Origin of the sequence: Sulfuricaulis sp. (assembly GCF_049587675.1) — a bacterium.
Lineage (GTDB): Bacteria > Pseudomonadota > Gammaproteobacteria > Acidiferrobacterales > Sulfurifustaceae > Sulfuricaulis.
In genome coordinates this window covers 1-10,435 of sequence record NZ_JBAVEJ010000080.1, presented here as the reverse complement: position 1 = coordinate 10,435, position 10,435 = coordinate 1, and the positions used below count along the sequence as shown (strand labels likewise).

Annotated in this window: 7 protein-coding genes; all 7 read right to left on the bottom strand. The window is 59.7% G+C overall.

Translation table 11 applies throughout. The annotated features are described in order from the left end of the window. The coding region (locus WB402_RS04310; protein WP_424205686.1) for a phosphoketolase at window positions 1–1,561 on the bottom strand (1,561 nt) is incomplete at its 3' end. Window positions 1,562–1,565: 4 nt separating this feature from the next. Continuing rightward, window positions 1,566–2,774: an acetate/propionate family kinase gene (locus tag WB402_RS04305; RefSeq protein ID WP_424205685.1), complete on the bottom strand. Its 1,209-nt coding sequence runs from the start codon at window positions 2,772–2,774 to the stop codon at window positions 1,566–1,568. 59 nt (window positions 2,775–2,833) lie between these two features. After that, a complete protein-coding gene (gene ftsH / locus WB402_RS04300; RefSeq protein WP_424205684.1) occupies window positions 2,834–4,729 on the bottom strand; it encodes an ATP-dependent zinc metalloprotease FtsH in 1,896 nt (631 codons plus the stop codon). Continuing rightward, window positions 4,710–4,847: a hypothetical protein gene (locus WB402_RS04295; protein ID WP_424205683.1), complete on the bottom strand. Its 138-nt coding sequence runs from the start codon at window positions 4,845–4,847 to the stop codon at window positions 4,710–4,712. The genes ftsH and WB402_RS04295 overlap by 20 nt, the downstream gene beginning before the upstream one ends. 54 nt (window positions 4,848–4,901) lie before the next feature. Then, window positions 4,902–7,046 carry a glycogen debranching protein GlgX gene (gene glgX, locus WB402_RS04290; protein ID WP_424205682.1) on the bottom strand — a complete coding sequence of 715 codons (2,145 nt, stop codon included), beginning with the start codon at window positions 7,044–7,046 and terminating at the stop codon, window positions 4,902–4,904. Between the two features lie 147 nt (window positions 7,047–7,193). Next, entirely contained in the window at window positions 7,194–9,740 is a 2,547-nt protein-coding gene (glgP, locus tag WB402_RS04285) for an alpha-glucan family phosphorylase (RefSeq protein ID WP_424205681.1), read from the bottom strand. 366 nt (window positions 9,741–10,106) lie between these two features. Continuing rightward, window positions 10,107–10,435: glucoamylase family protein (locus WB402_RS04280; RefSeq protein ID WP_424205680.1), on the bottom strand; the 329-nt coding region annotated here is incomplete at its 5' end.

The window sequence follows — 10,435 nt, the reverse complement described above, 5'->3', positions numbered from 1 at the left end:
CCAGCAGGTAGTTCAGCGAGGCGATCTTGCGCCGCCACGGCAGGTCCGCGGTGACCTTCAGCCACTTGGCGTGCTGGTTGAACATCGAATCGATGATGTGGATGAACGCCTCGTAGCAGTTGAAGAGCCCATGGCGCCCAGTGAGCAGATAGCCCTCGAGCCAGCCCTCGCACTGGTGCTCGCTGAGCATTTCCATCACCCGCCCGCTGGGCGCGAGCCATTCGTCGTTCGGCACGGTCGCGGCGTCCCACTGGCGTTGGGTCACTTCAAAGAGGGCTTCCAGACCGTTGGAGAGCGTCTCGTCCGGGCCAAAGACCCGGAAGTTGCGCTGCGCCTCGTTCAGTTTCACCACATCGCGCAGGAAGGGCCCGAGCACATGGGTGTCGCCGATGCCGGGCGCCCCCGGCGCGGGCACGTCGGTCGCGTAGTCGCGGAAATCCGGCATGCGCAGGTCGCGCAGCAGCATGCCGCCGTTGGCGTGGGGATTCGCCCCCATGCGGCGTTCGCCCTCGGGCGCCAGTTCGGCCAGTTCCGGTTGCAGGCGGCCCTGCTCGTCGAAGAGTTCCTCCGGCCGGTAGCTCTTGAGCCACTCCTCCAGCAGCTTGAGGTGTTCGGGATGCGCTCTCGGATGGAGCGGTACCTGGTGCGAACGGAAGCTGCCTTCGACCTGCAAGCCATCGACGATCTTGGGACCGGTCCAGCCCTTGGGTGACACAAGGACGATCATCGGCCAGCGCGGCCGCGTGACGTCGTTGTTGTTGCGCGCATTGCGTTGGATATGCCGAATGTCCTCGATGACCTTTTCCAGGGTACCGGCCATGCGTTGATGCATCGCTTCCGGCATGTGACCTTCGACGAAGTGCGGCGTCCAGCCGCAGCCGCGTAGAAATTGCTCCAACTCCTCATGCTCAATGCGGGCCGAGACGGTGGGATTGCTGATCTTGTAGCCATTGAGGTGCAGGATTGGCAGTACCGCGCCGTCGGTAATCGGGTTGAGAAACTTGTTCGACTGCCATGCGGTTGCCAAGGGCCCCGTTTCGGCCTCGCCATCGCCGATCACGCAGGCGACGATGAGATCGGGATTGTCAAACACCGCCCCGAACGAATGGCTGAGCGAATAGCCCAGCTCGCCACCCTCGTGGATCGAACCCGGACACTCCGGCGAGGCGTGGCTGGGAATGCCGCCGGGAAACGAGAACTGCTTGAAGAGCTTCTGCAGTCCGGCCTCGTCCTGGCTGATGTCGGGATAGATCTCGCTGTATGTGCCCTCGAGGTACGTGTTGCCCACCACCGCCGGGCCGCCGTGCCCGGGGCCGGAGACGTAAATCATGTCGAGGTCGTATTTCTTGATGACCCGGTTCAAGTGCACATAAATGAAGGTCTGCCCGGGGGTGGTGCCCCAGTGTCCCAGCAGCATGTGCTTCACATCCGCGAGCGTCAGCGGACGTTTCAGTAGCGGATTGTCGTAGAGATAAATCTGACCGACAGACAGGTAGTTCGCGGCGCGCCAATAGGCGTCCATCTTTAGGAGCAGTTCCGGGGAAAGCGATTTTGTCTGCATAGATCTATTCTCCTTTTTTTCCGCCAAGACCGAGAACGCGGCAAACCGTTTCGGCTATCATGCGTTCTTCGTCCGTATGAATGACGCGGACCGCGACTCGGCCGGCGTCCCTAGAAATCACGCCCGCATTCGCCGCGTTTCGCTTTTCTTCAAGTTCGATTCCCAGGAATCCCAGCCCGTCGCAGATCCGCGCGCGGACCGTAGGCGCGTTCTCTCCGATACCACCGGCGAACACCAGCGTGTCCAGTCCGCCCAATGCCGCCGCGAAGGCACCGATCCATTTCTTGACCTGGTAGCAAAACAGCGCGACCGCATCAGCCGCCCGCACGTCCTGCGTTTCACGGTCGAGCAAGTCACGCATGTCGGAACTGGTTTCAGATATCCCGAGCAGTCCGGACTGGAAATTGACCATCTCGTTGAATTGCTTCGCGCTCATTTTTTCAGTGCGCGCCAGATACCAAACCAGACCGGGATCGAGGTCACCGGAGCGCGTGCTCATCGGCACTCCGGCGGTCGGGGTGAAACTCATGCTTGTGTCCACGGATTTGCCGTCACGCACCGCCGCCAGGCTCGCGCCATTGCCGAGGTGGGCGAGGATGACCCGGCCTGGTGCCGCTTCCGCTCCAGCCAAGCGGGCCAGTTCTTCCATGAGAAATGCATACGACAACCCGTGAAACCCGTAGCGCCGCACCCCCTGCGCTTCGTAGCGGCGCGGGATCGGCAACAACCGCGCCACGCGCGGCAGGTCATGGTGAAAAGCCGTGTCGAAACACGCCACCTGCGGCAGATCGGGAAACCGGCGATGAAACGCCTCGGTCAGCTGGATCTCTTCCGGCAGATGCTCGGGATCGAATGAACTGAGCCGGTGCAGCTCTTCAATCATTTCGGCCGTGATTCGCTGTGGCTTGTTGTACTTCGGCCCGCCATGCACCACGCGATGCCCCGCCGCGGTCAACGCCTCACGTCCGCTGCGTTCCTCGATCCAATCCATCAGCACACCCACCGCCTCCGTGTGATCCGATGCCGTTAACGACCGCGAGAGGTTGTCCGCCGGATTCAAGCCTTTCACCCGCAAGCTGGCCTGCGGCAGCCCAATCCGCTCAATCCCGCCCTCCAGAATCCGCCGGAGCGAGTCACCGGCCTCGAACAACGCGAACTTGATGCTCGAGGAACCCCCATTGACCGTCAGGATGTATGCTTTCGCTGGTATCACGTGATCTGATAATCTGTAATGGACGTGTGTTGCTTGTGGTTAGCATCTCCATGATATGCTCATCCCGCCGCCGCAGGATTTTGTGCCTCACGCACGACTCGTTTCACTTCTTCGCCGCTGATGACTTCCTTTTCCTGCAGCACGGCGGCCAGCGCTTCCAGCGCCGGGCGCTTCGCCGTGAGAATCTCACGCGCTCGTTGATGGCCGTCCTCCACCAACGCCTTCACCGCAACATCGATCTGGCGCGCGGTCTCTTCGCTGTAATTCTTCTCCTCTGTGTATTCGCCGCCGAGGTAGAGCGACTGCTGGCGACGCCCGTAAGTGAGCGGTCCGAGCTTCTCGCTCATGCCGAGCCGGGTGACCATGTCGCGGGCGATCTCGCTGGCGCGCTCCAGGTCGTTGGAGGCGCCGCTGGAGATATCGCCGAACACGATCTCCTCCGCGACCCGACCGCCCAGCAGGATGGCAAGCTGGTCCTTGAGTTCGTTCTCGGTGGAGAGAAACTTTTCCACGACCGGTAATTGCATGGTGTATCCCAGCGCGGCCACCCCGCGGGGGATGATGGACACTTTGTGCACCGGCTCGCCGGTGGGGACCGTCACGGCCACCAAAGTGTGTCCGGATTCGTGGAAGGCTATCCGGCGCTTCTCCTCGGCGTTCAACACGCGGTGCTTTTTCTCCGGACCGGCGATGACCCGGTCGATGGCCGCCTCGAAGTCGGCCATCGTCACTGCCTCGTGGTTGTGGCGCACCGCCAGGATGGCCGCCTCGTTGGCGATATTGGCCAAATCGGCGCCGACGAAGCCCGGGGTTCGCTGTGCTACCACGTTCAGATCCACATCGTCGGCCAGGGTCAGCTTGCGCGCGTGCAACTTGAGGATCAGCACGCGCGCCGCCAAATCCGGCTTGTCGACCACGATCTGGCGATCGAAACGCCCGGCGCGCAGCAGGGCCTTGTCCAGCACCTCCGGGCGATTGGTCGCGGCCATGACCACCACGCCAGTGGAGGGATCGAAACCATCCATCTCCGTCAGCAACTGGTTCAACGTCTGTTCCCGTTCGTCATGGCCGCCCATGATGACCGGCCCGCCCCGGGTACGGCCGATGGCGTCGAGCTCGTCGATGAAAATGATGCAGGGCGCCTTGGCGCGCGCCTGTTGAAACAGGTCGCGCACGCGCGCCGCACCGACGCCGACGAACATCTCGATGAACTCGGAGCCGCTGATGTTGAAAAACGGCACCCCCGCCTCCCCCGACACGGCACGCGCGAGCAGGGTCTTGCCGGTTCCGGGCGCCCCCAGCAGCAGCACGCCCTTGGGCATGTGGCCCCCGAGATGCTGGATGCGTGCAGGATTCTTGAGAAATTCGATGCTTTCCTTGAGTTCCTCTTTGGCTTCCTCCGCGCCGGCCACATCGTCAAAGGTGACCTTCGGCAGCGTATCGGGGTGAATATGTACCCGGTTGTTGCCGATGTTCAGAAAACCGGCGGCTCCGCTCATCTTCTTCGACAGCCAGGTCCACACGAGAAATAACAGCGCGAACGGCACGACCCAGCTCAGCAACGTGCCCAGCCAGTGGGTTTCGTGCCGGACGGTGTATTGCACGCCGTGCTTTTCCATGAGCTGGGCCAGCTCGTTGTTCGGCAAGGGCACAGTGATGAATTCCCGAGGTTTGCCGGTTTTTTCGTCCTTGAGTTTAAGCGTGCCGGTGATCAGGTTCTCGGTAACGACGGCCTTGTCGACCTGATTTTGTTCCAGGTATTGCAGGAATTGACTATAAGGGATCTCCTGTTGTTCCATCGTGGTAGAGGACTGCCACAGGTAAAACATGGCAGCGAAGAACAGTATATATAGAATGAGGTTGACGTCGGGCCGTTGCCAGAACTTCGTCTTGGCCGGTTTGTTGACCTCGATGTCGGGCTTCTTCGGGCCTACATCAAATTTTGCTGGTTTCATGTTCGCTCCTGTCCTCCACCACCTGTCGCAGCGAATCACCCGTCTCGAAGAATGCAAACTTGATGCGCGAGGAGCCACCGTTGATCGTCAGGATGTATGCTTTCACTGGTATCGCCATAAATCAGAATCTTTCATTTTAGAAACTTCAGGTTGTGATTGCCCAAGCGTTAACTCATCTCCGAGCCACAAGTATGACACCGGTGTGCGATCCTACAGCGTAAGTCTGCGAAGCGTCCAAGCGTGGCTCCTCGCCTGGGGAAAACAAGTCTTGCGGTGCTTCGCGACACGTGTCCACGGCGAGGCGCCAATGGGCGCGCTTCGGCGCGGCTGGCACACGGAACGCGGCCGCCTCCGTGCTGGCATTGAACATCAGGTAAAGCATACTGCTTTCGTCTTCATGCACCAGGCATGCGAGTTGTTTTGCCTTCAGATCCACCCAATCGGGCAATCCTCCGTTCGGGTTAAACCATTGGATCTCTGCTTCCGTGTAGAATTGCTCCTTGCTTAGAATCGGATGCGCCCGGCGAAAGGCAATCAGTTCACGGGCGAAACGGTAAATATCGTGGTGCCGTTCCAGGCAGCGCCAGTCATACCAGCTTGTTTCGTTGTCCTGGCAGTAGGCATTGTTGTTTCCGCCTTGCGTGCGGCGAAATTCATCGCCTCCCAGCAACATCGGCACGCCGCGCGAGATCAGCAGGCTCAGCAGGAAGTTTTTGATCTGGCGCTTCCTGAGTGACTCAATCCGGGTATCGGCCGTCTCGCCCTCAGCGCCGTAATTCACGCTGAAATTCTCGTTGGTCCCATCCTGATTATTCATACCATTGGCTTCATTGTGCTTATCTCGATAACTCACCAGATCATTCAAGGTCAATCCATCGTGACAGGTGACGAAATTGATACTGCACTCGGGACCCTTGCCGGACTTGGTGTAGATGTCGGCGCTGCCGCAGATTCGGCTCGCAAATGAACCGAGCATTCCATCATCGCCGCGCCAGAAACGCCGGACATCATCACGATAGCGGCCGTTCCACTCTGTCCAACGTCGTTCGGAGAAGCTTCCCACCTCATACGCGCCGGCGGCATCCCACGCCTCGGCGATGATTTTCACGCCTCTCAAGATCGGATCTTCCGCAATCCCCTCGAGTAGAGGAGGATTCGATAGCAGCTTGCCATTGCCGTCTCGACCGAGAATGGATGCCAGGTCAAACCGGAACCCATCCACATGCATCTCCACCGACCAGTAGCGCAACGCGGCCAGAATGTGCTCACGGACAACGGGATGGTTGGCGTTGATGGTATTGCCGGTACCCGCGTAGTCCTTGTAGTAGCGTTTGTCTTCCTTGAGCATGTAGAAAACCGCGTTGTCAATGCCGCGGAAACACAACGTCGGCCCCAGTTCATTTTCCTCAGCCGTATGATTGAACACGACATCCAGGATCACTTCGATGCCCGATGCGTGTAGGGTCCGGACCATTTCCTTGAACTCCAGTTTCTGTTGACCCAAGCCACCCGAACTGCTGTAGAAGGCTTGGGGTGCAAAGAAGGTCACGGGGTCGTAGCCCCAGTAGTTTCTGAGTGGCTGGGCGGTTTGCGGATGGGTGCCTGTAATCTGGTTTTCGTTGAACGCTTGTACCGGCATCAGTTCCACCGCTGTCACGCCCAGTTCTTTCAGATAGGGAATCTTTTCCATCACGCCGCGATAAGTGCCGGGGTGCTCCACGCCGGCGCTGGGATGAATGGTGAAACCGCGGACGTGCGTTTCATAAATCACGGTTTTCGACCAGGGATGCCGGAGTGGCTGGTCGTCATGCCAGTGAAAATGCTCGTGAGTAAAGACACATTTCGGCATGACCCCGGCATCATCTGCTGTCGAAAAAACCAGGTCTTTTTCCGACGCAGATGGATCGTATCCGCGGGCCGGGCCAAAATCCCAATCTGGCTGCGGTGCGATCGCCGTCGCACAGGGGTCCAGGAGCAGCTTATTGAAATTGAAACGATGGCCTTCCTCGGGTTGATACGGGCCATCCACCCGGTAGGCGTAGAGTTGACCGGAACGAATCCCCTCAACCCAGACGTGCAACACGTCGCCCGTGCGGTGGCGCGCGGGATCGAGATCAATCACCTTGGCAGGCGTTGCGTCAGCGGGATGATCAAACAACTCCAGCCGAATGCGGCTGGCGTGGCGGCTGAACAAGGCGAAGTTAACGCCTCCCCCGGATTCATGAGTTCCTAAAGGCAAAGGAACGCCCCTCCGAACTTCAGTGTGTTCGGAAACCTCCACCAAATAATCATGCAGCGGACGTTCGCGTGTCTCCATGCGCGCAACTCGCGCACCCGGCTTTCTGACGGCCCGGCCTGATGACACGGACGACATCCGACCGTTTGGTCGTCGCCTTCCTTTCGGTTTTTTTACCTTTCGCATCGGATCGCTTTTGTTTATTCCGCCACCATTTTCGAGACTGAATTAGCGCTGCCACAGGATGCGCGCGGCCTCCAAAGGAACTGCCGCGCCGTCGTGGTGCGGTATCAGTCGCGCCGTATAGTCCGTGGCCGGGCGGGCTGCAGGCACCCCCGCACGATAGGCGTAGCCATTTATCGCGCCCACCAGTTGCCGCACGCGCTTCATCTCCTGCCGCACGGCAGCGCCGTCCCCGACGCCGTTGGCGTAGAGCTCTACCCGCACGGCCTCCGGGGCAAGATCATCGAGATACACCTGAACTTCAAATACGTGTTGTTCGCCGTCAGTCTCTACCTTCACTTCGCCAAAGTGCAGCGTGGCCCATTTTTTTTCCAGCGCGTGTCGCCAATTGATTATATCCACGCCGACTTTGCCTTTGTCGGCAGCCCGCTCACGGTAGGCGGCGACGGCCGGAAAGTAGTATTGCTCGGTGTATTCGCGCACTGCGCGGTTGCTGGAAAAGCGCGGTGTCAACCGCGCCATACTTTCCCGCATCCGCGCCACCCAGGCGCTGGGGATGCCCTGCTCGTCGCGAGTATAAAATTCCGGGATCACCTCACGCTCGAGCAGGCTGTAGAGGGCTTCCGCTTCGATGGCGTCCCAGGCGGGATCGCTATCATGTTCCTGGCCATCCCCTAACGCCCACCCCACTTCCGGCGTGTAGGCTTCCGCCCACCAGCCGTCCAATTCAGACAGATTGATACCGCCATTGACCAGTACTTTCATGCCGCTGGTTCCACTCGCTTCCCAAGGTCGGCGCGGCGTGTTGAGCCAGACATCCACCCCTTGCACCAGGTGCTCGGTCAGGAGCATGTCGTAGTCACTCAGGAAAATCACATGCGGGCGCACCTCGGGCCGTCGGACGAAATGTATCCATTCCTGAATCAGGGCTTGCCCTGCCTTGTCCGCGGGATGGGCCTTGCCCGCCATGATGAGCTGTACCGGGCGCTGCGGATTGGTCAACACGCGCAGTAGTCGTTCCGGGTCGTGCAGCAGCAGGTTTGGTCTTTTGTAGGTTGCAAAACGGCGCGCAAAGCCCAGCGTCAACGTGTTGGGATCAAACAGATGCTTCACACCCGCAACCGCCTCGGGCGACGCCCCTGAGATGGCCAATTGCAGGGACAAACGTTCGCGGGCGTATTCAACAAGAGATATTCGGGCGGCGGTGCGAAATTGCCAGAGACTGGCGTCGGAGACACGGCGAATGTCCTGCTCGAGGGTTTCCATCGTGCCCAGCCAACGATTCTTTCCGCAGGCTTCCGTCCACAGATCATCCGCCTGGCCCGAGTCCCAGGTCGGCATGTGGACGCCATTGGTCACGTGTCCGACCGGCACTTCGTCCGCCGGCCAACGTGGAAAGAGCGGCTGGAAGAGACGCCGGCTCACCATTCCATGCAGGCGGCTGACGCCATTCACCGCTCCGCTTCCGCGGATCGCCATATAAGCCATGTTGAAAGGCTCCGACGAGTCGTTCGGATTCTGGCGGCCCAGGGCCAGCAAATCGTGGAGTGTGATTCCAAGCTTCTGCTCGGCATAACCACCGAGGTATTGCTCGATGAGCGCCGGCGCGAATCGATCGAAGCCGGCCGCCACTGCCGTGTGCGTGGTGAAAAGGTTGCCCGCCTTGGTGACGGCCAGCGCGACTTCGAAGGTCTGCCCCGCGTCCTCCATGAAACTTCGCGCGCGTTCCAGCACCGCGAAGGCCGCATGCCCTTCATTCAGATGACAGACTTCCGGCTGCATGCCGAGCGCCGCGAGCAGTCGCCATCCACCGATCCCGAGCAGCATCTCCTGCTTGAGGCGCAACTCCGGCCCGCCTCCATAAAGCTCGCTGGTAATGCCTCGATGCGCGGGGTAATTCGCGGCGTCGTTGCTGTCCAGCAGGTACAGCTTCACGCGGCCGACCTGCGCCTGCCAGGCGCGCAACCAGACCGAGTATCCGGGTAAGGCGATCTCCAACCGCAACCACTCGCCATTCGATTTACGCAACGGTGTAATCGGCAGCTGTCCGGGGTCGTTGTACGGGAAGAGCGCTTGTTGCGCGCCGTTCTTGTCGATCACCTGGCGAAAATAGCCTTGCTGGTAGAGCAGCCCGACACCGATCACCGGGACACCCAGATCGCCGGCGGCCTTGAGTTGATCGCCGGCCACGTTGCCCAGTCCGCCCGAATAAATGGGCAACGCCTCGCTCAACATGAACTCCATGCTGAAATACGCAACACGGCCCAGCGGCGCTTGCGGGTAGATTTGCTGAAACCACGCGGGCGCCTCCGCCGCGTCGCGCCGGGTCTGCACCAGATCGTCAACGTTTTTGCGGAAAGCGGGATCGGCCAAGACCCGCTGGAGTTTCTCCCGCGAAACCGTCTGCAAGACCACCCAGGGATTTTGGGTCAGCTCCCAGAGCTCTGGATCCAGCTGCCGCCACACCTGGTCAGTAGCGTGATTCCACGCTGAACGCAAATCCAGGGCAAGCTCGGACAGGGAATCGAATCCTTCTACGTCCCTGGAGAAAAGACGCTGCTTCGGGTGGCTGATTCGTGCTTGGTCGCTCATAACCTCTCCTTGCGATTTGTCCGGGACGCAATCCCCGGCTGCGGCGGGGGGCTGCCAGCGCAGCACTGACGATGGTCTGTGCTTCCTCGAGGATGCGGCGCAGATGATCCGCTCGACGGAAACTCTCTGCATAGATTTTGTAAATGTCTTCGGTACCGGACGGACGCGCCGCGAACCAGATCATTGATAATTCGTTGTTGTCGGCACGTGGACTTGTAATCCGTGTTTTTTCCTTACCAATTTCGTATCGTTGAAACTCTTGCAAGACTCCCAATTTCTGCCATCCCTGCAAAAGCCAGGGTCCAGAAGAGTTCGTCGTTATGGATTTAATTGTAATTTCCAACCAATACATAAGTAGTACAGGAGTCATAACCAACCTCCGCCAAAACCCGCTCGCCGCAAGCCGCTGGCGATATAAGAGCAATTTCGCATCACTCGCCATAACAGACCCGTGCGGTAATTCTCGATCATCAAAACGATCGGCCCTTGATTTAGGCCGTAATGCCACGGCGATACCCAGCCGTAGGGATTGCTGCGCTTGTCCGGGTAGGTCGGATTGAACGTCGCCTTGAAGCCGCAGGGATTGCCCGATTTCAGGTCGACCTGATGCACCAGATAGTCGATTGCCGGCAACACGATCTCCGGCGCGAACGGCAGCGAGGCTACCACCGCCCACGGCCCGATGGTGCCGTCGT

Bases quoted from the DNA above. Each gene is read 5' to 3' on its own strand.
- ftsH (WP_424205684.1), bottom strand. From the start codon at position 4,729: ATGAAACCAGCAAAATTTGATGTAGGCCCGAAGAAGCCCGACATCGAG.
- WB402_RS04295 (WP_424205683.1), bottom strand. From the start codon at position 4,847: ATGGCGATACCAGTGAAAGCATACATCCTGACGATCAACGGTGGCTCC.
- glgX (WP_424205682.1), bottom strand. From the start codon at position 7,046: ATGGAGACACGCGAACGTCCGCTGCATGATTATTTGGTGGAGGTTTCC.
- glgP (WP_424205681.1), bottom strand. From the start codon at position 9,740: ATGAGCGACCAAGCACGAATCAGCCACCCGAAGCAGCGTCTTTTCTCC.